This is a genomic window from Hyphomicrobium sp. ghe19, assembly GCF_902712875.1.
Lineage (GTDB): Bacteria > Pseudomonadota > Alphaproteobacteria > Rhizobiales > Hyphomicrobiaceae > Hyphomicrobium_B.
In genome coordinates this window covers 1,057,767-1,081,586 of the sequence record NZ_LR743509.1, presented here as the reverse complement: position 1 = coordinate 1,081,586, position 23,820 = coordinate 1,057,767, and the positions used below count along the sequence as shown (strand labels likewise).

Below are 23,820 nucleotides of genomic sequence, written 5' to 3'. Positions count from 1 at the left end.
CTCACTCGAACAGCCGTTCCACCTTCGCAACTGCGGATTTCGCCCTGAGTCCGGCGACGATGTGGTTCAAATGCACCAAATCGAAAACCTCGAGCTCGATATGCATCACCGTGAAGTCTGCAGCACGGCGCGCCATCTTGATATTGTCGATATTGCCACCCGTCTCGCCGATCACCTTGGCGATTTCCGCCAGTGAACCGGGCGCGTTGACCGCGGTGACGCTAATTCGGGCCGGAAAGCGCTGCGGACGCTCGGGATCGACGTCCCAGGTCACGTCGATCCAATGCTCTTCTTCGTATTCCTTCAGACGTGGTGAATGGATCTGAAAGACGCGAATCCCCTCGCCGGGAGCCATGACGCCGACGATCCGGTCGCCCGGAACCGCGCCTCCGGGCTCGAACGCAACCGGCAACTCCTGGCTCGGACCGCCGATCGAAACCGCGGTGGTATTGTCGATCTCGGCCGTGCGGAACTTGAGGCTGTTGACCTTTTCGATATTGAACCAGCCTTCCTGGTCCCGGGCGCGGCCAAAGCGCCGTGTCGGCTTATAGCCTTCGTCTCCCGGTGCATGCCCTTGCGGCAGGATGGCTGCAACCACGTCTTGAAGCGGAATATCGTTCCGGCCGACCGCCGCCAGTAGATCGTCGGCAGTCTTGAAGCCGATCTTCGGCGCCGCGGCCTTAACCTTCTCTTCCGAGTAATCGACCTCGAGTCCGGCAAGCGTGGAATTGACAAGCTGCCGCCCGAGTTCGACGAAACGCCGCCGTTCAGCTTCGCGCGCCGCTCTTCGTATCGCCGCCCGCGCACGCCCGGTAACGGCGAAGGCCTCCCACGCGGCCGGCCGGATGTGCCCCTTCGATGTTTCGATGACGACTTCGTCGCCGTTCCGCAGATGCGTATCGATGGGAACATGCCGGCCGTTGATGTAGGCGGCGATCGCCTCGTTGCCGATGTCCGTGTGCACCGCATATGCGAAGTCGAGTGGCGTCGCCCCGCGCGGCAGCGCGATGAGCCGCCCCTTCGGGGTGAAGCAAAAAACCTGATCGTGAAAAAGCTCGAGCTTCGTATGCTCGAGGAATTCTTCCGGGTTCGCAGCTTCGAGCAGCGAAGAAATCATCACGCGGAGGCGGCCATAGGGGCTGTCGTCTCCGTCTATGCCGCCCTCGAACTCATGACCGTTCACGAGGCCGTGCTGCTGATCCTTGTAGAGCGCGTGAGCCGCGACGCCGAACTCGGCAATATGCTGCATGTCGGACGTGCGGATTTGCAGCTCGACTCGCTGATGACGGGGACCATAAACGGTCGTGTGAATCGACTGATAATTGTTGCGCTTCGGAGCCGATATATAATCCTTGAAGCGGCCGGGCACTGTGCTCCATGTCGTGTGCACGATGCCGAGCACCCGGTAACAGTCTTCGATCGAACTCACGAGTACCCGGAAGCCATAGATGTCCGAGAGTTGCTCGAGGCTGATCTGCTTATGCTTCATCTTGCTCCAGATGGCATAAGGCTTCTTTTCTCTCCCGAACGTCTCGGCCTTGATGCCGGCGTCGAGGCACTTCCGCGCGATAGCTTGACGGATCTCTTCGACGAGCCCGCGATTGCGCTCGCGCATCTCCGCGAGCTTTTCGGTGAGCGCGTCATAGGCTTCGGGATGCAGCCAGCGAAAAGCGTGATCCTCGAGTTCCTCACGGAGCGTCTGCATACCCATCATGCCGGCGAGCGGCGCGTAGATATCGAGCGTCTCCTCCGAATTGCGCCGGCGGCTCTCGGGCTTCATGTGCTCGAGCGTTCGCATGTTGTGCAAACGGTCGGCGAGCTTGACGAGAAGCACACGGATGTCGCTTGAGATCGCGATGAGGAGCTTGCGGAAGTTTTCCGCCTGTTCCGCTTTTTTGGAAACGAGATCGAGGCGCTTGATCTTCGTCAGGCCGTCGACGAGGCTGCCGATCTCCGGCCCGAACATCTGATCGATTTCGGTTCGCGTCGCATCCGTATCCTCGATCACATCATGAAGCAGCGCCGTCGCAATGGTTGCGTCGTCGAGCTTCAGATCGGTGAGAATGGCCGCCACTTCCAGCGGATGCGAAAAATAGGGCGCGCCCGACGCACGCTTCTGATGGCCGTGCGCCTTCATGGCATAGACGTAGGCGCGATTGAGAAGCGCCTCGTCCGCCTTTGGATCGTACTTGAGAACCCGCTCGACGAGTTCGTATTGCCGCATCATGACCCGCCGCACTCCTTCAGTGCGCAAGCGTAACCGAAGACGCAGCACACATTAAAGTGGATCAGTGCGAGCGTGATGTCGCGACGCTGGTGAAAAGAGTATTAGCGGGAACGATCGCGCGGATCGCGGTCCCGTTCGCGCGAACCCGAACCCGAACCTGATCCCGATCCGATATTGGCCGAAGGCTCCAAGGGCGTCATGCTCTCCAAGCCGCGAAGAAGCTGCTCTTCCGTCATGACGTCGACCTGCGTATCGGACGAAAGATCGTCACGGCCCAGCATCGGCGCGCGGCGCTCCGGCGGCAGCAACGGTGCTGCGACGGCTTCCGGCTCGTCGACTTCGGTATTTTTCTGAATCGACGAAATCAGCGTTTCGCGCATGTCGTCGGGCGACAGCGTTCGCTCTGCGATTTCGCGCAATGCGATAACCGGATTCTTGTCGTCATCGGGGGCGATCGTGATCGCGCTGCCGTTGGTGATTGCCCGCGCGCGGTGCGCTGCGAGGAGGACCAATTCAAATCTATTCGGAATCTTGTCGACGCAATCTTCGACGGTGACGCGAGCCATGGGCAGAACCTTCCCTTGGTAAAACTGGCACGTTGTAGGGCATTATAGGGCGCAAACAGCCGATCGGACCGCCTTCCAGCGCCACGCTGATGCCTCTTTGCCACGAAATTGTGGATTAAGCAAGTAGTACACGGGAGAAGCAAAAGCAAAATTGCTCACCCGGTAGTATTCCAACTCGATCGGGTTTAAATAGACTAATTGTCACAATTGTTGACTGGCATTCACATCTGGTAACCGTTAGGAAAGCAGAGTTCTACACCGTAGATGCCTGAACCTGCCGTAATTGCCTAAGTCCTTGTAGCCGATTAGAGAATCGGGCTGTTGAAGCCCCTTCCAGCGAGATTACTGGACACTGTTTAGTTCGCACCGTTCCGCTTTTAGGAAACAAGAAATGCATTTTTATCCGACCGAACGAGTTGCCCTCTTCATCGACGGCGCGAACCTCTATGCGACCGCCAAGTCTTTAGGCTTCGACATTGACTACAAGCGCCTCCTCGGACTTTTCCGGCAGAAGGGCCAGCTCGTACGGGCCCTCTATTATACGGCCCTCGCCGAAGAGCAGGAATATTCATCGATCCGTCCGCTGATCGATTGGTTGGACTACAACGGCTTTTCGATGGTGACAAAGCCGACGAAGGAATTCACCGACGCCACCGGCCGTCGGAAGATCAAAGGCAACATGGATATCGAGCTGGCTGTCGATGCCATGCGTCTGTCCGATAACCTTGATCACATCGTTATTTTCTCGGGCGACGGCGATTTCCGCAGCCTCGTCGCAGCGCTGCAGCAAAAGGGCAAGCGCGTAAGCGTCGTCTCGACCCTTCAAACGCAGCCGCCGATGGTTGCCGATGAGTTGCGCCGTCAAGCTGACCAGTTCGTCGACTTGGCCGATCTTGAAGACCAGGTTGGGCGCTCCCAGAGCGGCGGACCCGCCGGTCGTTCGCCACGCCAATATACGGCTCGCGCTCCGCTTTCTCCTGCGCGCGACTCCAACTACCTCGGAGACGATGACCTCGCGGAAGAAGAAGTCTAAGAACTTTTTCTTCCACACGAGCATCGACGCATGGCGGCCGGGGCAATGGGCAAGATAGTCTTTGGGCCCGAGCCTCCTCCAAAGTGCACGCGCTGCCCGCGGCTCGTCGCCTACCGCAAAGAAAACGAGATCCAGGAACCTAAGTGGTTCAACGGAGCGGTGCCGTCCTTTGGCACTCCCCATGCCCGTTTGCTGATCGTCGGCCTGGCGCCCGGACGAAACGGCGCCAACCGCACGGGACGACCATTCACCGGCGATTACGCCGGCGATCTCCTCTATCAAACGCTGCTCGAATTCGGCTTCGCCAAGGGCAAGTACGATGCTCGCCCCGACGACGGGCTGAAGCTGATCGACTGCATGATAACGAATGCGGTGCGCTGCGTGCCGCCACAGAACAAGCCGGAGCCGAGTGAAATCACCAATTGCCGCCCCTTCTTCGAGGCTCGCTTGGCAAATTTACCGAAATTGAAAGTGATCCTGGCTCTCGGTCGTATAGCCCACGATCAAACGCTGACAACGCTTGCGAAACGAAAGACGCTCCACCCGTTTGCCCACGGAGCGCGCCACGAGCTGAGCCCCGATTGCGTCCTCTACGACAGCTTCCATTGCTCGCGCTACAATACGAACACGCGCCGTCTGACGACCGAGATGTTCCGATCGGTTTTTGCGGAGATCAGGCGCGAGCTGGCCTGAGTGATGCCAGCAATTCCTGCGCGTGCGTTGCGGGCGCTTGCACCGGATAGATGACGCGATAGATCACTCCGTTGCGAATGATCATCGTCAGACGTTTGAGATACGTCGCTCCGCCCGTCTCGAAGCGCGGCAGCTTCAGCGCATCGGCGAACGCCAACGTCTCGTCGCTGAGCAGAAGATACGGGATACCGGCCCGCATCGCAAAAGCCTGCTGGCCCTCAGGCGATTGACTGCTGAGCCCAAAGATCTCGTAGCCGAGAAGTTCGAACTCCTCATGAGCATCGCGAAAACCTTCGGCCTCCGGCGTCGATCCGTGCGCTCCCGGAATGATGTCCCAATCCGGCGGGTTGGCGACACCCGGCGTCCCCGTCATCGGATAAACGAAAACGACGGCTCGCTCCTGATATCGGGCGAGATTGACGCTCGCCCCTCGCGTCGCCGTGAGCGCGACATCGGGAAGTCGCGTCCCCGCGATCAGGTGCTTTGCGGCCCCGTCGTCCTCAGGAAACGGAAAATTCGGAGTTTCAACTGGCGGCACGCTGTTGATCCATCGACTTCAGCCCTTTTCTCGCATCAGGCGTGCCTTCTGACGATTCCAATCGCGCTTGGCCGCATCCTGACGCTTGTCCGCGTGGTTCTTGCCTTCCGCCAAACCGATCTTGACCTTCGCCCGGCCCTTCTCGTTGAAATAAAGTTCGAGCGGAACGAGCGTCATTCCTTTTCGTTCGATCGCAATGCCGATTTTGTGAATCTCGGTCGCATGCATGAGAAGACGCCGTTTGCGGCGCGGCTCATGCGGGAAAAGCGCGGCTCCCGGATATTCGGCAATGTAGCTGTTGATCAGCCATACTCCGCCATCCTCAACCGACGCGTAGCTCTCCGCGATATTCGACTGACCACGGCGAAGAGATTTCACTTCCGACCCTAGAAGCTGGATGCCCGCTTCCCAGCTATCGGTAATGAAATACTCGTGCCGCGCCTTGCGGTTCTCGGCGACCAGCGTGGTGCCGTCGTCGCGTTTCGAAGCCATCGATCAATTCTTTCCGGCAGCCGTCACTCGGCGGCTTTTGCGTCGAGGAGATCGAGGCGCAGCAGGACTGCGTCTATCGCCCGGCGGCTCGCCTCGGAGACAGGAACCATGGGGAGGCGCATATCCGGCGTCCCGAATCCCAGCCGCGAAACGGCATACTTTACGGGCGCCGGGTTCGTCTCGATGAAGAGAACTTCATGCAGCGGCATCAACCGGTCCTGCAGCGCCAGCGCTTTCTTGAAGTCTCCGGCCATGCACGCATTTTGAAACTCGGCGCAGAGCCGCGGCGCAACGTTCGAGGCAACCGAAATGCAGCCATGACCGCCATGCGCCATGAAGGCGAGCGCCGTCGCGTCTTCGCCCGAGAGCTGGCAAAACTCGGTTCCCAGTGCAGCACGCGTCTGCGACGGGCGGGCGAGGTTCGCCGTCGCATCCTTGACGCCGACGACATTCTTCAACTCGAAACAACGCGCCATGGTTGCGACCGACATGTCGACGACCGACCGGCTCGGAATGTTGTAGATGACGATCGGTATATTGATAGCGTCGTTGATCGCCTTGAAGTGCTGATAGAGGCCTTCCTGGCTCGGCTTGTTGTAGTAAGGCGTAACGATGAGCACGCCGTCCGCTCCAACTTCCTCGGCATATTGCGAAAGCTCGACAGCCTCATCGGTCGAGTTGGAACCCGTACCGGCAATTACGGGAACGCGCTTCTTCGCGGCTTCGACGGCGAGCTCTATGACGCGCTTATGTTCATCGTGATCGAGCGTTGGGCTTTCACCTGTCGTTCCGACAGGCACGAGACCGTGCGTACCCTCGCTGATCTGCCAATCGATGAACCGCGTAAACGCAGCTTCGTCCACCTTCCCGTTACGAAAAGGCGTAATGAGTGCCGTAATTGAACCTTTGAACATGCCGTCGCCTTAACTTGAAAAGACCGTGACGAACACCGCTCGATGCTGCGCCTTGGCCTTGCTCGGGAAAATCTACGTGGAAAGACTCATGCCGTTATGGCCATGGGTCACTCTCTCGCCGCACGCGCGTGCCACCTCGTACGGATTGAACCGCTTGCTTCAATCGCCATGTCTCCGCTTAATACGGTCTAACGTTGCTGATGAGGCAAGCGGCGCGACATTAGGCGCTCGGAAAGCCCGCCGCAAGATCGGCCGGGTGGGGCGTTCCATCCTAAAGGAAGCGATGCACCTAACCCCCAATCATACAATACTAATCGGCTCGCTTTCGCGCGCTCTGCCGAAATTCGCGACGGCCTTCGCGATCCTTGGGTTTGCCCTCGCGAGCGCGTCCGCCGGAGCCGAATCGGCGCTGAAACCCGTGCCTCCCCCGCAGCTCCTGCCGGCCGAAAAGGACCAGCTCCGGAAATTCGACGCGGCCCTCGCGCCACTTTTATCGATCTCCCCTGATTCGGGAGACGTCGAAGCCCTCCGCCAGGCGCTAGCCGCGGTGCGCGCTAACGACGGCGGCCGCTTTGCAGAAGCGAAAGAAAAAATTAACGACCCTGTAGTCCGCAAGCTCGCTGATTGGATGCGCTTGCGGTCCGGCCTCGGCGAACCCCAGGACTATCGGAAGTTCTTAAAGGACAATCCGGATTGGCCAGACCGGCCAACACTGACCCAGCGCTTCGAAGAAGCGCTGTTCAAGCACGGCGGCAGCGCGGCGAACATCAAGAGCTACTACCAAAATGGCATGCCCCAGACCGGCGCGGGATATGCGGCCTTAGCCTCGGCCAATCTCGCCGACGGTAAAACGGAAGAAGCCCGAAAACTAGCCGCGCAGGCATGGCGCGATATGAGCATTCCTCCGTCATTGGAAAACGGCTTTCTCGATCGCTTCGGCAGTTTGCTGTCGCCCGCCGATCACAAATGGCGTTTCGACCGGCTGGTGACGGACGACGTCCGCTACGCGGGAAATCGCGCCGACCGCGTCGCTCTCGCCCACCGCCTCATTCCGCTTCTGCCAGAGAGCGAGCGCAAAAGAGCCACAGCGCGCCTTGCCGTATTCAATCGGTCGTCGAATGCGCAGGCACTGATGAATGCTCTTCCCCCCGGCAGTCGCGACGACACGGGTCTCGCCTTTCATAAAGCGCAACTTTTGCGGAAAGCCGGAAAAACCGAGGAAGCTGCGGCAATCATCCTCGCCATTCCACCCAACCCGGACAAAATAGCAGCGCTTGACGAATGGTGGTCCGAACGGCGCGAGCTTGCCTATGGCGCGCTAAAGCTCGGCAATGCCAAACTCGCCTATAATCTCGTCAAGGAGGCGGGCCCCCTATCGGTCAATCCGCGCAAAGATCAGACGTTCTTGGCCGGGTGGATCGCGTTCCGATATCTCAATAAGCCCGATGTTGCTCAGCGGCACTTCAAGGATATGGCGGCGGCAGCCGACGGTCCTTTGAGCCGCGCCAAGGCAGCCTATTGGCTCGGCCGTGTTGCCGACGCTCGCGGCGATAAGCCGGAGGCAGTGAAGCAGTACCGAGTGGCCGCGAAGAACCCGGATACCTTCCACGGCTTGCTCTCAATGCAGATGCTCGAGCCGAACCGTTCGAGCCTCGAGGTGTCGCCGCCCGCCTACCCGGCGGCCGATCAAATTCAAAAGCTCTTGTCGTCCGACGCAGCAAGAGCCTTGGTCATCGCGCGCAAGGCCAATCTCCAGCGGGAAGTTACCCGCACGCTGCTGGCCGGCCTTCGCAACTCGGCGAACACCGAAGCCGAAGTCGCAATGGTGGCCTATCTCGCGGATGCTCTGGGCGATCCGCAGATGTCGCTGCGCATTTCCAAGGTTGCTATTGGCAAGGGTCAAAACCTGCTGACCTACGGGTATCCGCTGAAACCCTTCCCGGGTTACGCGCCGTTGCGGGCACCGCCCGAGCTTCCGCTACTGCTCGGCATCGCGCGCCAGGAAACCGAATTCGATTTTCAAACTGTTTCGGGCGCAGGCGCCAAGGGGCTCTTGCAGGTGATGACGCCGACGGCGCATCACGTATGCCGCGACTACAAGATCAAATGTGCGATCCCTCGCCTCCTTTCGGACCCCCCGTACAATGTGATGATCGCCTCCGCCTATATCGCCGATCGCATGGATGACTTTGGCGGCTCATATGTGCTGGGCCTTGCAGGCTACAACGCCGGACCCGGACGAGCCCGGCAGTGGATCCGGGAAAACGGCGACCCGCGCGATCCCAACGTCGATACCATCGACTGGATCGAACGCATCCCGATCACCGAGACGCGGGAATACGTCACGAAGGTTTTGGCGAACATCCAGATCTACCGGGCCCGGCTCGGCATGAAAAATCCGCTTCGGTTGAAGCAGGATCTCCTGCGCGATCGCGGCGACACGAAAATGCCGGGCGACACCCAAGGCGTCGCTGAAAACAACGACGGTTGAAACATTCAGGACAAAGGCGACGGCACACGAATGGCGACCGGACAAGAATTCGAGGAAATCTACTTCACCTGCCGCGACGGGCTGCGCCTCTATGGCCGGCATTACCGGCCGCAAACTCTATCGCGCGCGCGTCCCGTGCTTTGCCTCGCTGGCTTGACGCGCAACAGCCGCGATTTTCATGACGTTGCCATCGCCTTGAGCCGAGTCGCCATACCTCGCGACGTCTTCACGCTCGACACGCGCGGACGCGGCCTTTCCGACCACGACGCCAATTGGAAGAACTACGCCGTGCCGATCGAGACGCAGGACGTCATCGATTTCCTGACGATGCTCGGTCTGCATAACGTCGGCGTCATCGGCACCTCGCGAGGCGGCCTCGTCAGCATGGTGTTGGCGGCCGTCCAGCCGTCGTTGATCGGAGCGGTCGTGTTGAACGACATCGGCCCCGTCATCGATGCGGAAGGCTTGGCCCGCATAGCGGGCTACGTCGGCCGCGTTCCGCTCGCGAAGAATTGGGAAGACGCAACGCGCATCGTCGGCGATCTCTTTCGCCACGACTTTCCCAAGATGACGGATAAGGATTTCGAAGCCGTCGCCCGCCAGCTCTTCAATGAACGGAAGGGCAAGCCCGCGCGAGGATACGATCCAAAATTGGCGAATTGTTTATCCGTTCTCGACGGCCCGATACCGGAGCTATGGCCGCAGTTCGAAGCAATGAAGCGCGTCCCGGTGCTCGTCATCCGTGGTGCGAATACCGACCTTCTCTCGGAAAAGACGGTCGAAGAAATGCGCCAGCGCCATCCCCGGCTCAAATCCCTCACCGTTCCCGATGAAGGCCACGCGCCGCTATTGCGGGATGCGCCGACAATATCGGCAATCGCATCGTTTTTCGCCGAGACGGACGAACCGCGTGACGGAGCGCGTTATGGAACGCTATCGCGCAGCGATTTTGGTCACGTCTCGCGGCTGGTATCGACCTCGCCCCTGTCGACGCGCCGCGAAAATTCGGTCTGACCGCCGCTCGCCAGGATGCGCGCCTGCTCGACCCAGTTCTCGCGTTCGATCCGGCCCTTGAATTCGAGGCTTCGGCTGATGCGATCGATGTCGCCGCTCGTCCAGTTGGCGATCTGGTCGTAAGTGCCGACGCCTAAGGCGTTCAGCCGCTTCTCGATCAAGACGCCGATGCCACGGATGCGCTTGAGATCATCGTGCGATCCATCGGCGTCGCTCTGTGGCTGTGCGCTTTCTTCAGCCTCGGCGTCGGCGTCGGCGTCAGCTTCGGCTTTGGGCTCTGTTTTGACGACCGGAGCCGGCGCTGCGGCGCCGTTCCTCTCCCTGATCGCATCCGTGATCCTCGCCGGGATCGAGATCTTCGGATCGACCTTGGAGAGCGGCGAAATCGGCTCGATGGGCTTCAAGCCGCGCGTCACGCTGGCGGACGCAGCGGCGATTGCGGCAGCAGCAGCAGCGGCCATTTCCGCGACCGACCGCCCCTGGCTCGCAGCAGCCACACCTGACAAATCCGTCCGCTCTTGCCGGCTCGGCGGCGACGCCGGGTTGCCGCCATCCGCCTCGGCCTTTTGCCCGCGATCGTTATCCGAGGTGGACTTGGGTGCGGTAGCCGCAGCACTCGACTTGAGCGCCGCCAAACGGTTGCGCGAATAATACGTCTCCCCGCCCTTGGCGAGAATTTGCGCCTGCTCGACCCATTGCTCGCGATCGATCCGGCCGGGAATTTGCAGGTCTTGCCCATACCGTTTGACGTCGGCCTGAGTCCACGCCGCCATGTCTTCGAAATAGTTGACGCCTGCTGCCTTCAGCCTCTGTTCGATGTCGCTGTCGATCGCGCGAATACGCTGAAAGTCGTCCCCACCCTCGACGGCCTTCGAGACCGGCGGAGCGACGATTTTAGGCGCGGGTGCGGGTGCCGGCTCTGGCACTCGTTCCGGCTCCGGTTCCGGCTCCGGTTGCAACTCGGGCTTGATCGCGGCTGGCGTCTCCGCTTTCGACACCGGCGCATCGGAATATCCGAGAATCGGCGATTCGAGCGGCACATCGTCCATTGCCACTTCCGCAGGCTCGGCCGCGGCCTCTGCCGGCGCTTCCGTCTTCTCCTGCTCGACGTTCTTTCGAGAGAACGCGCCCGGCATCATGACGGAAGCAGCCGCTGCAGCCTTCGCGGCGGCCACAGCGCCGGCAGCAGCAGCAGTCGTCGCGTCACGCAATCTCGCGGCAAGACCGCCGGGCCGTTCCGTTTTCGTGACAGGCTCAGGTTCCGGTTCAGGCAGCGAAGGCGGCGCTGCGTCCGCGATCACCTCCGGAACTTCCGGCTCGAGTTCAGGCGGCGCCACAGGCTCCGGCGGCTTCGGCTGATAAATCCCCGTTACGGGCTTCAACACCGAGGGACGCAATTCGACGATTGCGCGCCGGGGAACACCTTCGTTGGCATCCGGCCCGATCAGCGCCCGCAAGAAACGCGAAGGGTCGAGCACCTTCGGAGCGGGCCGCGGCTCCGGCCGCCGCAAGACGTCGATCTTAGGCTGCACGGGATCGATCGCCCGCGGCGCGACCACAGGCTGCGGCATCCGAGGCGCCACGCGGCCACGAACGGGCGGCGGCGATGGCGACATCACCGGCGGACGAACAGGCACCTCGAGCTGCACCGGCGCCAAGACACCTTCGGGCAGATCTGCAGACGAGCCGAGGGCCACCCTCTTCACAAGGCAAGCAACGAACGCCCCCGCAAAATACGACGCGAGCAAAAGCAGGAATGTCTGCAACAGGAGGTACGTCATTTCCTACCTAATCGGATGCCCAACAATTCGCCCTGTACTTTCTTCAGCACGTCCAAGTTCGGCCCCTCAGGACTTCTTGGCGCCGCACGATATCCACCCGGCGACGAGCCCCAGCGCAAATGCTGCTGCCATCCACCAGATCAATTTCAGGAAGAGATAATCCATGATTGCTTTCCCGGCGTTCGTCTCAGTTGACCCGGACGGTGAATTCGATACGGCGATTTTTGGCACGGCCTGCGTCCGTAGAATTGTCGCCGATCGGCCGCGTTGCGCCGTAGCCGATCGTCGTCAGGCGGCGCCCATCGACGCCGTTTAGTGAAAGAAAATCCGCGACCGCGCGCGCCCGGCGATCGGCGAGCCGCGAATTGCGCTCATCCGTCCCCTCGGCGTCCGTGTGCCCTTCGATCTGAATGCTGAAGTTCGGACACTCATTCGCGATCTGAGCGAGATCCTTCAGCGTCTGCGTGCTGTCGGGCGTCAAGTCCGCCTTCGCTCGCTCGAAGTTGATCGTGCCCTTGGCTGTCGTCTGGCGCATCAGCGTCTGGCAACTGTCGGCTGCCTTCTCGTCGACCGACATGATCGTGATTTCATCGCGGCTTTTGAAGCCCGGCGGCAAATCCGTCGACAGAACGCTGCGGATATCATTAGCGACTTGCTCGCTCTCCGCCGCTCCCTTGATAACGAGTTCCTTGCCTGAAATCGTAACTTCGCCATTGCGCAACCGCGCCATCTCTTCGAGGCCGAGATGCGCCGCCGACGACCAAGGCTCAGATGCGGCGCCGACGATCTTCATGTTGTCGGTGACGTTCGACCCCGCATAGAGCTGCTGTGCGATCTCGACGAGACGCAAGCGCGACGCATCATCCGGAGCCTCGCCGCCGATCGTCACCATGCCGTTGGCTTCGCGGGTCGCCTTCCACGTGAGGTCAGTCTTCAGCTGGCCCGTGAATGCGATATTCGTCGTCGTTTCGCACGTCTGGCCCGCGGCGGCCTTGACATCGCCCGGAACCGATTGCGAGGCCGCATAATCGTCGGTCTCACCCGAAACCACGAGCCGGCGATCGGTGAGGATGGATTTGCCTTTCTTGAGACGCGGCAACGACGCAAGGCCCGCGACGACGCACTGCTGCCACCCGTCGGGCGCGCCAGGAGCCACCTGCGATTTGTCGTTCAGCTGCCGCCCGGGAAACCGCGCCTTCACCGCATCGATGAGCGCCGCCCGCGCCGCTTCGCTCGGCATCATGCCGACGAGATCGAGGCTAGCACCTTCGTTCACGATGCCCATCACATAGCCGCCGCCCGGCACGACGATATCCGGCTTCGCAAAGCGGACTTGGTCGATGATCCGGAAGTTTTGCGGCACCTGGAGCTTCAACGTCTTTTTGACGGCCGAAGCGATCTGCTCGTCGGCTGCCTCGCCCGAGAAGGTCAGCTCGCGATCGGCGATCGAAGCCTCGCCCAGCCGAAGTTGCGCCAGCTGTTCAAGCGCAATCGAAGCCGCCTTGCCCCATCCATCGGGAGCACCGGCAGCAATATCCGTGCGGTCGGAGATCGACATTGTAGAAAACAGCGATTTCGTGCGCGCGCCGAGCTTCTCCCGCTCTTCATCGGAAGGCGCAAAACCTGAGACCGCGATCCCCGAGCCGCTCTTCTTTATCGACCATACGAAGGGCCGGGCGATGGGCAGCGCGATATCTTCATGCGCAAGGCCGACACCGGCCGGTCGCCGTGTTGCGAGCGCCGCCTTGATCTCCCGATAAGCGGCCGATGACTTCGCCTCGCCCTTGATCGACAAATTGAGATTGGCGAGTTCCGCCTCGCCGCGCTTCAACCCGGAAAGGCTGCGCACGCTGAAGACAGCTCCCGTAAGCCACTGGCGCCGGTCGATCGAGCCACGCGCCAAGCGCATCTCGTCGGCAACTTCGCTACCCGGAAAGGCGCTGCGGGCAGCGTCGATAAGCTCCCGTCTCGCGTCCTCCGACGGAACGTTTCCCGCGAGCCGCACGGGGCCGCTGCCTGGCGAAATAACCGACCAGCGGTAGTCCGCAACGCTGTCGATGAGTTCGGATCTGTCGCTGGCGACACGGACGCCCCAGACGTTCTCCAATGAGGCAAGTGCCTTGTCCGGATCGCGCTCTTCCGGTGCCTTCCCCATCAGCACGACATCGCGGCCGACGAAGCGAAGGCTGGCCCAATCGAAACCCGCGCGGTTCAGCGCTTCGCCCGAGCGATGGGCGAGATCGGACTCGATACCATCATGTTCGAGTTGGACGGCAACCCAAGTCAACATTGCAATCGGGACGAGTCCCAAAAGCCAATATGATGGATTGCAGCGCATGCGCAGGCGACTCCGAATATTTACAGACGACGAAAGGGAGCGGACGAGCAAAACCCATTGGTGGGAAGCGATGCGCTAACCCGCCAACGTGGCCTACTCTGATCCGAACGGATCCCCTCGGCCCAAGTATAGACAAGTGGGAACGCCATTCCAAGCCGCGCCGAGCTCATGCAGCGTCCGCTAACCATCTGAGAGAAAAAGAAATCTTTCGCCCCCTGCGGAAGCGATCACAGCCTGTGGCTCAAGTACCGCTTAATACTTTTTACTGGCACCCCTTCGCGGCAACGGCGTGGCGACAGGGCCGGACTTACAAAACTGCCAGTGGATGGCGGGAGGCCCCTTGAGACCTGACACACGCTAAGGAGCGTAGCCCGGAGGAAGGACAACCACCGAAAGGCCTGCAGCTCGCAATGCCCCGGCCCCGTCCGCCTCCCCGCGCGCCTCAACCGCCATGCGCATTCTGATCCGCACGACGCGGCCGCCTTGGGCACTCGCCGCCACCATGTTGTCGATAACGGCCTGAGCATCTTGTGCCCGTGCGTCGACCGGATATCTCCGGGCTTCGCGGCGGGCGAACTCCATCACGGCAGCCGGAACGTTGTCGTCGAAGAATATATGATCGGCGCCGCGCAGCGTTCTGACGGCTCCAAGTGTCAGGCCTTCCGCTCCGCCCGAGCCGATTTCGATGATGACGACCGGGTGGCGGCGGTCTTCAGCCGCAACATCGCCCATCAATTGATCGAGATCGGCCGGCGTCGGTCCGCGATCGGCATTGAGTATCGCGAAGTCCGTGAACCGCTGCCAGAAGCGCCGCTTCTTCTCCATGGTGTCGCCGGGGCGATCGCTATCGCGCCGTAAAGCGCGCGCAGCCTCGGCCCAGCTTTTGAAGCTTTCCGGCAGCAGCCCTTCGATGAGCGAGCGGATCGCCTGGCCGAAGATGGGCGCGGCGCCATCCGTCGAGATCCCGACGACCAGGGGTGAACGATTGACGATCGCGCCAAACTGAAAATCACAGAATGCCGGACGATCGACGATGTTGACAGGCACGCCGGCTGCGCGGGCGGCAGACGCAAATTCGGCGGCCTCCGCATCGTCGCCCAATGCGCCGACAGCGAGCGCCGCGGATCTCAGATCCTCCGGCGTCCATCGGCGATCCTTCAAGACAAGCCGGCCGTTGGGTGGCGACGCTGCCAGTTCCCGAAAACCTTCGGCAAAGCGCTCCGCGAAAACTTCGACGTTTGCGCCCGTCGCCGACAGAAGCTCGGCCTTCCAGAGCGACGGCTCACCTCCGCCCGCCAGAACGACACGCTTGCCGTCAAGCTTGAAGAAAACGGGGAGCACCGCCAGCGCCGCGATGCGGTGGGCAACAGGATCGGACACGCTCTGTCTTTCGTCTTGCATTGAGGATCACACGCGCCACAACCCGGCGCCGAAGAGATGCCGGAAGGCTCCCGTGTTCCTATCGGCCGGACGCGGAACGAACAAGACTCTACGAGCGTAACCAGCGCGGACGCCCGGAAAGCGGCCTACTGCGACGCCTGCTGGCCGATTTTGACCACGTCTTGCGCCGTAATATTGGACTTCGCGGCACCGAAACGCGCGGTGACGTAGTTGACGACCGCGGCAATCTCCTCCGGCGAATACGCCTTGCCGAATGCCGGCATCGTAACCTCGCCGTCGGGCGAGTGGCGGGTCACGCCCCAGATCACGGCTTGCGCGACATTCCTCGCGCTCGGATCGTTGATCGCGCGGCCACCCACGAAATTCGCGTACGATCGAACGGGGCTCTCACCCGACCATCCGTGACAGGACGCGCAGGCACCCGCGAAAATCATTGCCCCGCGCTCGTTTTCGGAAATCTCATGCGCTTTCGGAAACGCCGAGGCCAGCGTCGTTTTGGGGACCGGAAGCTCCGGGTCGGAAATCGGCGGAATTGTTTTCAAATACGTCACGAGCGCTTTGATGTCTTCCGGCTCCAAATGCATCAGGCTCATGTCGATGGCCTCGCCCATAGGTCCGGAAGCTGTCCCGAAGCCTTCCACGTGGCCATGCGCGAGAAACTTCGCAGTCGTGTCCGCGTCCCAGCTGCCGATGCCGGTCTCATTGTCTTGCGTTATGTTGTAGGCCTTCCACCCGGCCGTCACCGCGCCCGCGAATTTTTTGCGGTTATTGAGCGCCTGCAAGAGATTGCGCGGCGTATGGCACTCACCGCAATGACCCAGCGCTTCGGCGAGATAGGCGCCGCGATTCCATTCTGCGCTTTGTTTCGGATCGGGCCGGAACCTCTCGTCGCTATTGTAGAGGAGCGACCAGAACACCATCCCCCAACGTTGATTGAATGGGAAAGCAAGTGTGTTCGGCGGGGCCTCGCGACGGACCGGGGCAAGGCTGAACAGATAGGCCTTGATCGCCAGCACATCGTCATCGGTCAGCATCGTATAAGATGTGTAGGGAAATGCCGGATAAAGGCGCGACCCGTCGGGTGCGATCCCCTTATGCACGGCCTTCAGGAAATCGGCATCGGTCCAATTGCCGATGCCCGTTTCCTTATCGGGTGTGATGTTCGGCGAGTAGAGCGTGCCGAACGGAAGATTGAAAGCGAGGCCGCCCGAATAAGGTTCGCCGCCCTTGGCCGTATGACACGCCTCGCAATCGGCCGCGCGCGTCAGATACTTTCCGCGCGAAACGAGATCGTCTTTTGCCAGCTTCGCCGGAACGCCCGTCGGATCGCCGTCCTTGTAATCGGAAAGGGCGACCGAGCCACCCTTTGCAAAAGCCATCGGCCCCGGCACGTAGATTATCCAGACCGCGGCGATGAGTATGATAACGGCGAGAAGCGCCAACCAATACGATCGCTTCATGCCGGCTTTCTCCCCGCGAGCGCGTCGCGGTCGATGGGCAACCTTCGCAATCGAACCCCTGTCGCCGCGAAAAGCGCATTCGTAAGCGCTGGCGGTGCGGCGGTCGTTCCCGTTTCGCCGATTCCCCCGGGATACTCCGTGCTGGAGATCAGATGCACCTCGATTTTCGGTGCCTCATTGATCCGCAACATCCGGTAGTCATGGAAGTTGCTCTGCTCGACGCGTCCCTTCGCGATCGTTATCTCGCCGAACAACGCCGCTGTCAGACCGAAAATGAGTCCGCCTTCGAGCTGAGCGACGATGGTGTCGGGATTGACAGGGAGACCGGTATCGACAGCCGAAACGAACCGGCGCACGCGAACTTCGCCGTTCTCATCGACTTCCGCCTCGCAAACGGTCGCAATGAAGCTACCGAACGCCGTTTGAGCGGAGATGCCTCTCGCGGTGCGCGCAGGAAGTGCACCACCCCAGCCGGACTTCGACGCAGCCAGCTGAACGGCAGCCTTGAGGCGCGGCGTAGCGTCGAGCATGTTGAGCCGATACGCGACGGGGTCCGCGCCGGCCCGGTGGGCGAGTTCATCGATGAAACTTTCGCTCGCGAAGAAATTGTTGTTCGGCCCGACTCCGCGCCAGAACCCCGTCGGAACCGCCGGCGCCTCCGCCCGAACGTACTCCACTCGTACGTTGGGAACGCCGTACGGGTTATCGGTCGCGCCGTCGACGGCGTCGATATCGATGCCTTTCTGAAAGGCCGGAGGCAGCCAGCGGGCAATGATCGCCGCGCCTGTGATCCGCTGTGTCCAGCCGGTGACCTTGCCGTCCTTCACGCTCGCAGCGAGCGCGTCGTGGTAGACTGGCCGGTAGACATCGTGCTGCATGTCCTCTTCACGCCGCCAAATGACCTTCACTGGCCCCTCGACGTGCTGAGCAATCAGCGCGGCTTTGACCGCCATATCGGGCTCGAGCCGTCGACCGAACCCGCCACCGATCAGGAAATTGTGCACCGTCACTTTTTCGGTCGGCAATCCGAGCGCTTTGGCGACCTCCGACTGAACGCGTGCGATAACCTGCGTTCCGGTCCAGACCTCACAGGCGTCTTTCGTGAAGTGGACGGTGCAGTTGAGCGGCTCCATGGTCGCGTGGGCGAGAAACGGCAGTTCGTAGACCGCTTCGTATCGATCGCCGGCGGCGAAAGCGGCTTTGACATCGCCCTGCTCTTTGGCGACGACGCCCCCGCCCTTGCTGGCATTCCGCAAAGCATCCCAGACTTCGGCAGACCCAATCGCAACGTTCGGTCCCTCGTCCCACGTGATGTCCAGCGCATCGAGGCCCTGCATCGCAGTCCACGTCGAGTCGCCGACCACGGCGATAAGATCATCGAGCACGACGACCTGACGAACGCCCTTTATGGCCTTGGCCTTGGTGTCGTCGACGCGCCCGACTTTGCCGCCGAATACCGGACATTCCGCGATCGTTGCAAACTGAACGCCAGCCGGCATCACGTCGATGCCATACTGGGCTGTACCGTTGGCCTTCTCCGGCGTGTCCTTGCGCTTGATCGGCTTGCCGATCAGCGTGAAGTCTTTGAGCGGCTTGAGCGGCGGATCGCTGGGCGGCTTCTGCGTTGCCGCTTGCGCGGCGAGTGCTCCAAAGCCGAACTTACGCCCGCTTGCATCGTGGATCACCTCGCTATTCGAAGCCCGGCAACTCGAGGGGTCAACCTTCCATTGCTGCGCGGCCGCACCAATGAGCATTGCTCGCGCGGCAGCGCCCGCCTTGCGAAGAGGCATCCAAAAAGCGCGCACCGACGTCGAACCGCCGGTCGCTTGAATATGAAAGACCGGATTGGCGTAAAGCTTCTCGTCCGGCGGCGCGTGCTCCAGAACGACTTTATTGAAATCGGCGTCGAGTTCGTCCGCCAGGATCATCCCGAGGCTCGTATAAATCCCTTGCCCCATCTCGACTTGCGGCATGACGAGCGTCACGACATCGTCGTTGCCGACGCGAATGAACCCATTGGGCGCAAACCTCTCATCTGCCGCGCGCGCAATCGGCAGCCGAAAACTGAGGAGCAAAACGCCTGCAGCTCCCGCCTTGAGAAGATCGCGGCGAGAAAGGGGGTTTGGCTCGGAGGCTAGGTTTGTCCGCATAGGAACCTCCGTCATGCAGCTGCAGCTTTTTTGATCGCCGCGCGAATGCGGACGTAGGTGCCGCAGCGGCAGATATTCCCAGCCATCGCCGCGTCTATGTCGTCATCACTGGGATTGGCCGTATGGGCAAGCAGTGCGGCCGCCGACATGATCTGCCCGGACTGGCAATATCCGCACTGGATGACCTCGAGATCCAGCCATGCCTTCTGAACCTTGGCACCGGCACCCGTCGCGCCGATGCCTTCGATTGTCGTAATCGCGCGTCCGCCGACGGAACCGATCGGCAGCTGACACGAGCGCACCGGCTCGCCGTCGACATGAACGGTGCAGGCTCCGCACTGGGCGATGCCGCATCCGAACTTCGTGCCTGTCATTCCAAGCAAATCGCGGAGCGCCCACAGAAGAGGCGTGTCGGGGGAAGTATCAACGTCTCTGGACTGACCGTTGATTTTCAGAGAGATCATCACGTGCTCCCTGCCTTTGAATGATCAAGGCATTTCTTGCCGGCGGAAATCGCACGATGCCGCGCGACATCCCTCAAGTTTACACTTTTATATTACAGATGTAATCCAAACGATCAAAGCGATGAAAAAGCCGGAATAATTGGGGTTCTCCTACCACCGATATAGTCAGGCGGCATGATCGCTACGCATTCTTTGATGCGCGCTACTCTCTGCCTTCGACAAATACGAAACGATCGTTCGAGCGACTGGCGGCGCAAAGAGGATATTGCGATGCCCGAAGCCCGCATACGGCAGCAATTCCGCACCATCAGTTTCCGAAACGATCTCTTCGGCACATCGAAACGAAACCTCGTGATCCTCGCGGTCATGCACGACAAGGGCTTCGCACCCCGTCGACCGCAAAAGCTTGACGACGGTGAAGCTGTTGAGCGAGCGCCCTGATATGCGCTCCAGCCGCGCCTCGAACGCGCGCCGCCCCGCGCCATCGAGACCCCACCGCTCCGCAAACTCACCCGTAACTTCCGGAAGCCTATTCGGACTGGCAACGAGAACGATACGCGGCGTCGCAAGGGCATGAGGCATCGGCCGTTGCCCCTCGACCGCAACAAGCGAGATCATGCCGCCGAACGAATGCGCAACGATTGCGCTGAGCGGGCCGAACTGGCGGCCAATGATTGCGGTCGCTCGCGCACATTCGATGAGATTGGTCGAACGTTCGCTGCTGAGCCCATGCGCCGGCAGATCGAACAGGACGACGCGATATCCCGCCCGCCTTATCGGCTCGGCAAGAGCCGTCATAAATGAAGCTTCGCCGGTCCACCCGTGCACGACGAGCACGGTGCCCAACGCAACTCTGCGGTCCGGCTCGAAGATATAGGTTTGAATATCGGCGACCGGGGTCACAATCCGGCGCCAGTGGGCATTGCGCAAATGAAACCGGGCACGCTGCGCGAGCTGCAAATGGTTGGCAGCGCGGTAATACGACAATTCCGGCGTGCAAAAGAGCCGAAAAGCCGCGTCGCCGGCGATGCCAGCAGGAAGACGCGACATCGACCGTCCGGCCCATGCTTTTTTAGGCACCCAGATCATTCTTTATTTCTGAAATCGGAGTTCCAAATGCGCAAGACCGCCGCCCGATCAATTTACCGCAATGGTTGACAGCATGTTGCACCGCTTCTTTGATCGGCCAAACAGGTCCATATGACTTGTTAATACGGCGATAACCTTCAATAGGTTCCACCGTCAGCTTCGATGCGAGGCGACGCACACTGAAATAAAGTACGCTGTTCATGTTCGGCAAATTGGTTGAAGGCGAAGGCGGGGGCGTTCCTGAGGTAGCCGGTCGTGCGCCCGCGTCACGGCCTGTGCGGTATTCCGCCGATGCAGCGCTCGTCCGCGGTCCCCCAGTCTTGATTATCGGCACAATGATCCTCCATTAGCTGACCACTCACCTCGACGGCCTTTTGCCCAGCCCCCCAAAAAGGAACGGCCATTGATATCGCCAGCAGAGTTGCATCATCTTTTTGAAACGTACGGCATCTGGACCGTCGCCATCATCGTCGGTCTCGAAAGCTTGGGCATTCCGTTGCCGGGCGAGGCGGTGCTGATCATCGCCTCTATCTATGCGGCAACTCACGATGGCAATATTGCCATGGTCATAGCGGCGGCAACCATCGGCGCGATCGTCGGCGACAACATCGGCTATCTCATCGGCCGAGAATTCGGTTATCCGCTGGTTTTGAAATTCGGCTCCTATCTCGGCTTGACCGAAGGCCGCATAAAGCTCGGTCAATTCCTTTTCCAGAAACACGGCGGCAAGGTCGTATTCTTCGGACGTTTTTTTGCCGTTCTTCGGTTCCTCGCAGCCTTATTGGCCGGCATCAATCGCTTGGCGTGGCCGAGGTTTCTTGTGGCCAACGCGCTCGGAGGCCTCGTTTGGGCGAGCATCGTCGGTTTGTCCGCCTACACCTTAGGACGCAGCATTCACGAGGTTCAGGGGCCACTCGGGGTCGTCGCGATCGTGATCGCAATTGGAATAATGCTCGCAATCTTCATTTACCTGAAGCGCCATGAAGCGGAACTTCAGGCCGAGGCGGAGGCTTCTCTACCCGGCCCACTCCCTGGTTTTCGCACGGGAGGACCGCCGACCGCCGGCTGAGCGCCTAAAAAACGATCTCAAAATCAACAGAACCCGACCCAAACAGATCGGAGTAATATCCTTGAATAATCAGGATGGAGCAGACATTTCGATTTACCGGCCATTAGCGCCTGACAAACAATGTTGCCCGCTTTTCGCCCGGGTTAGACGCGTATCAATGATCTCTGGAACCATCTCGAAGGCATATCTCATATGAGAGGATTTCTCGCCGCCGCTTACGATCAACTGAAGCTGGCGCTTGCTATCCGTTCTCTCCTGCCCCCGCGTCCGGGCGACCTCGCTGCCCGCGCAAAGGCCAAGGAAGAGCGGTTCCGTCACTTGTTGCAATACGCCTATGACAATTCCCCGTATTATCGAAAGAAGTTCCAGGGGATCGATCTGAGAACCTGCGCCATTACTGATCTTCCAACCCTCACGAAGGTCGAGATGATGGCGAACCTCGACGACATCTTCACCGATCGCGATCTTCGCCGCGCCGACCTTGAACGCTTCATGTTGGACCCGGCCAATATCGGCGCCTACTTCAAAGACAAATTCGCCGTCTGTCATACCTCGGGAAGCCAGGGCCAACCGGCGATCATCGTTCAAGACAAGCCCGCGATTTTGACGACCTTTGCCGCCCAGTTCGCACGCGGCAAGAAATTGAGCCGGCGGTTTCTGCCCCACCTCCAGCGCCTGTTCAATCCGGCGCGCTTCTCGATCATCACGCAAAAGCCGGGGTTCTATCCAAGCAGTACGTTCTTCAATTATTTCCCCGAGCGCGCCCGCCGCTTCCTCAAGGTGCAGCGTCTCTCGGTATTCGATCCGGCCGACGTGCTTGTCGCGAAGTTGAATGAATTTCAGCCGAACTTCATCACCGGCTACACGAGCTCGCTCGAGACGATCACGCGCGAGCTCCAAGCGGGCCGCCTGAAGGGTCCCCGCGATCTCGAGCAAATGATGAACATCAGCGAGCCGCTCCCCGAACCCATCGCGCAACGCGTGGAAAAAGCCTTCGGAGTACACATTACGAACGTGTACAGCATGGCCGAATGCATGGCCCTCACCTGCGGATGCCAAACGACCCACGGAAGCCACCTCAACGACGAACTCGCGTTCCTCGAAGTCATCGACGCAAACGGCAAGCCCGTTCCGAACGGCACGCAGGGAAGCAAGGTGCTTCTCACGAACCTGTACAATTTGGCCCAGCCCATCATCCGCTATGAGATCGACGATCTCGTCACAATCAGCGCGACACCGTGCGATTGCGGAAGTCTCCTGCCGCTCGTCAAGGCCGTCCAAGGACGATCGAAGGATCAATTCTGGGTTAACATCAACGGCGAGATCCGCGATCTTCCGTATTACGTTTTTCTTCTCGCCCTCCATAACGAGACGAGGTTGGCCGAGCATCAATTTCTCCAGACCGGCGTTAACCGGTTCGTTCTGCGCGCCGCACCCTTGCCCGGCGAAACGCTATCCGCCGAGAAGCTCCGACAATACATCCAACAGTCGGTGACGGCGGAGGGTCTTGCGAATGTCATCCACTTCGACATTGAACTGGTGGATCGCATTCTACCCGAGGAATCCGGAAAGGTCCGTCGCGCAAAGAACATGTTCGGTCCCCCGCCGGCATCGCCTGAGCTTGAAGGACGGCCAGCTGCCGAAGTCCGCTGAGAGAAGCGCGGCCCCGTCGCACCGCTCTCTTGCGAGGAACCGCAGCTGACAAATCCAGTTGAACAGGTGCGGCTTTCTTTGCGGAGTATCAGTCATGACCAGAAAAATGCTGAAGATCGTCGACGGTCCCGATAAGCCTGCGTTGCGGTGTGCATTGGCATATCCAGATAGCGAGCAGGTTCACTTCATTCTTGAGGGTGACGCGACAGACGCAACGATTGCGCGCATCGAAGATCAGGCGGAGGGTTTTACTTTCGAGATCAACGGCTGGCTAACGACAGGCGTTCACAAAGGCGAAACGTTCCTGGGGATTTACAGTGTGGAGACGCGATCCGGGCAGATCGCTCTTGGCATCGGCGCTTAATCTCGTGGGGGGCCGCCTAAACCGCGCGGCCCTTTTCAATCCCCTGCTTAGTCTGCCGATTTCGTGAAAAATTCGATTTGTGG

Annotated in this window: 19 protein-coding genes; 7 read left to right on the top strand and 12 right to left on the bottom strand. The window is 60.4% G+C overall.

The window, feature by feature from the left end:
• Position 1: 1 nt before the first annotated feature.
• Together AACL53_RS05075 and rpoZ are read right to left on the bottom strand one after the other, a co-directional pair.
• On the bottom strand, positions 2 to 2,227 hold the full coding sequence (locus AACL53_RS05075) for a bifunctional (p)ppGpp synthetase/guanosine-3',5'-bis(diphosphate) 3'-pyrophosphohydrolase (protein WP_339083130.1): 2,226 nt from the start codon (positions 2,225 to 2,227) through the stop codon (positions 2 to 4).
• A gap of 101 nt (positions 2,228 to 2,328) precedes the next feature.
• Positions 2,329 to 2,793: a DNA-directed RNA polymerase subunit omega gene (gene rpoZ, locus AACL53_RS05070; protein ID WP_339083127.1), complete on the bottom strand. Its 465-nt coding sequence runs from the start codon at positions 2,791 to 2,793 to the stop codon at positions 2,329 to 2,331.
• A 391-nt stretch (positions 2,794 to 3,184) separates the two neighbouring features.
• Here rpoZ and AACL53_RS05065 point away from each other — a divergent pair, with 391 nt between their 5' ends.
• A complete protein-coding gene (locus AACL53_RS05065; protein ID WP_339083125.1) occupies positions 3,185 to 3,826 on the top strand; it encodes an NYN domain-containing protein in 642 nt (213 codons plus the stop codon).
• A 45-nt stretch (positions 3,827 to 3,871) separates the two neighbouring features.
• A complete protein-coding gene (locus AACL53_RS05060; protein ID WP_339083123.1) occupies positions 3,872 to 4,519 on the top strand; it encodes a uracil-DNA glycosylase in 648 nt (215 codons plus the stop codon).
• Here the strand turns inward: AACL53_RS05060 and AACL53_RS05055 are convergent.
• From AACL53_RS05055 to dapA, 3 genes are read right to left on the bottom strand one after another with little or no spacing between them, the layout of a single operon-like run.
• Complete coding sequence (locus AACL53_RS05055; protein ID WP_339083121.1) at positions 4,500 to 5,057, bottom strand: peroxiredoxin; 558 nt, start codon at positions 5,055 to 5,057, stop codon at positions 4,500 to 4,502. The genes AACL53_RS05060 and AACL53_RS05055 overlap by 20 nt on opposite strands.
• Positions 5,058 to 5,075: 18 nt before the next feature.
• Positions 5,076 to 5,549, bottom strand: coding sequence for an SsrA-binding protein SmpB (gene smpB, locus AACL53_RS05050; RefSeq protein ID WP_339083119.1), 474 nt, complete (start codon positions 5,547 to 5,549; stop codon positions 5,076 to 5,078).
• Between the two features lie 23 nt (positions 5,550 to 5,572).
• Positions 5,573 to 6,463: a 4-hydroxy-tetrahydrodipicolinate synthase gene (gene dapA / locus AACL53_RS05045; RefSeq protein WP_339083117.1), complete on the bottom strand. Its 891-nt coding sequence runs from the start codon at positions 6,461 to 6,463 to the stop codon at positions 5,573 to 5,575.
• A gap of 283 nt (positions 6,464 to 6,746) precedes the next feature.
• Here dapA and AACL53_RS05040 point away from each other — a divergent pair, with 283 nt between their 5' ends.
• Together AACL53_RS05040 and AACL53_RS05035 are read left to right on the top strand one after the other, a co-directional pair.
• A complete protein-coding gene (locus AACL53_RS05040) occupies positions 6,747 to 8,954 on the top strand; it encodes a transglycosylase SLT domain-containing protein (RefSeq protein ID WP_339083115.1) in 2,208 nt (735 codons plus the stop codon).
• 30 nt (positions 8,955 to 8,984) lie between these two features.
• Positions 8,985 to 9,968: an alpha/beta fold hydrolase gene (locus AACL53_RS05035; RefSeq protein ID WP_339083113.1), complete on the top strand. Its 984-nt coding sequence runs from the start codon at positions 8,985 to 8,987 to the stop codon at positions 9,966 to 9,968.
• Here the strand turns inward: AACL53_RS05035 and AACL53_RS05030 are convergent.
• From AACL53_RS05030 to AACL53_RS05000, 7 genes are all read right to left on the bottom strand, one after another.
• A complete protein-coding gene (locus AACL53_RS05030) occupies positions 9,908 to 11,749 on the bottom strand; it encodes a hypothetical protein (RefSeq protein WP_339083111.1) in 1,842 nt (613 codons plus the stop codon). The two genes, AACL53_RS05035 and AACL53_RS05030, sit on opposite strands and share 61 nt — an antisense overlap.
• 187 nt (positions 11,750 to 11,936) lie before the next feature.
• Positions 11,937 to 14,039 carry an OmpA family protein gene (locus AACL53_RS05025; protein ID WP_339083109.1) on the bottom strand — a complete coding sequence of 701 codons (2,103 nt, stop codon included), beginning with the start codon at positions 14,037 to 14,039 and terminating at the stop codon, positions 11,937 to 11,939.
• A gap of 405 nt (positions 14,040 to 14,444) precedes the next feature.
• Positions 14,445 to 15,467 (bottom strand): siroheme synthase, encoded by a 1,023-nt coding sequence (locus AACL53_RS05020; protein ID WP_339083107.1) that lies wholly within the window; start codon positions 15,465 to 15,467, stop codon positions 14,445 to 14,447.
• A gap of 146 nt (positions 15,468 to 15,613) precedes the next feature.
• Positions 15,614 to 16,948, bottom strand: a complete 1,335-nt coding sequence (locus AACL53_RS05015; protein ID WP_339083105.1) for a cytochrome c — start codon at positions 16,946 to 16,948, stop codon at positions 15,614 to 15,616.
• Positions 16,945 to 19,098 (bottom strand): xanthine dehydrogenase family protein molybdopterin-binding subunit, encoded by a 2,154-nt coding sequence (locus AACL53_RS05010; protein WP_339083103.1) that lies wholly within the window; start codon positions 19,096 to 19,098, stop codon positions 16,945 to 16,947. The genes AACL53_RS05015 and AACL53_RS05010 overlap by 4 nt, the downstream gene beginning before the upstream one ends.
• An 11-nt stretch (positions 19,099 to 19,109) precedes the next feature.
• Positions 19,110 to 19,562, bottom strand: a complete 453-nt coding sequence (locus AACL53_RS05005; RefSeq protein WP_339083101.1) for a (2Fe-2S)-binding protein — start codon at positions 19,560 to 19,562, stop codon at positions 19,110 to 19,112.
• 165 nt (positions 19,563 to 19,727) lie between these two features.
• Positions 19,728 to 20,651: an alpha/beta fold hydrolase gene (locus tag AACL53_RS05000; protein ID WP_339083099.1), complete on the bottom strand. Its 924-nt coding sequence runs from the start codon at positions 20,649 to 20,651 to the stop codon at positions 19,728 to 19,730.
• A 403-nt stretch (positions 20,652 to 21,054) separates the two neighbouring features.
• Here AACL53_RS05000 and AACL53_RS04995 point away from each other — a divergent pair, with 403 nt between their 5' ends.
• The 3 genes from AACL53_RS04995 to AACL53_RS04985 all read left to right on the top strand — a co-directional run bounded on the left by AACL53_RS04995 (position 21,055) and on the right by AACL53_RS04985 (position 23,737).
• Complete coding sequence (locus tag AACL53_RS04995; RefSeq protein WP_339083097.1) at positions 21,055 to 21,720, top strand: DedA family protein; 666 nt, start codon at positions 21,055 to 21,057, stop codon at positions 21,718 to 21,720.
• A 192-nt stretch (positions 21,721 to 21,912) separates the two neighbouring features.
• The gene (locus AACL53_RS04990; protein WP_339083095.1) at positions 21,913 to 23,373 is read left to right on the top strand and encodes a phenylacetate--CoA ligase family protein; all 1,461 of its coding nucleotides are present in this window, start codon (positions 21,913 to 21,915) and stop codon (positions 23,371 to 23,373) included.
• A gap of 94 nt (positions 23,374 to 23,467) precedes the next feature.
• Positions 23,468 to 23,737: a hypothetical protein gene (locus tag AACL53_RS04985; RefSeq protein ID WP_339083093.1), complete on the top strand. Its 270-nt coding sequence runs from the start codon at positions 23,468 to 23,470 to the stop codon at positions 23,735 to 23,737.
• Positions 23,738 to 23,820: the final 83 nt, after the last annotated feature.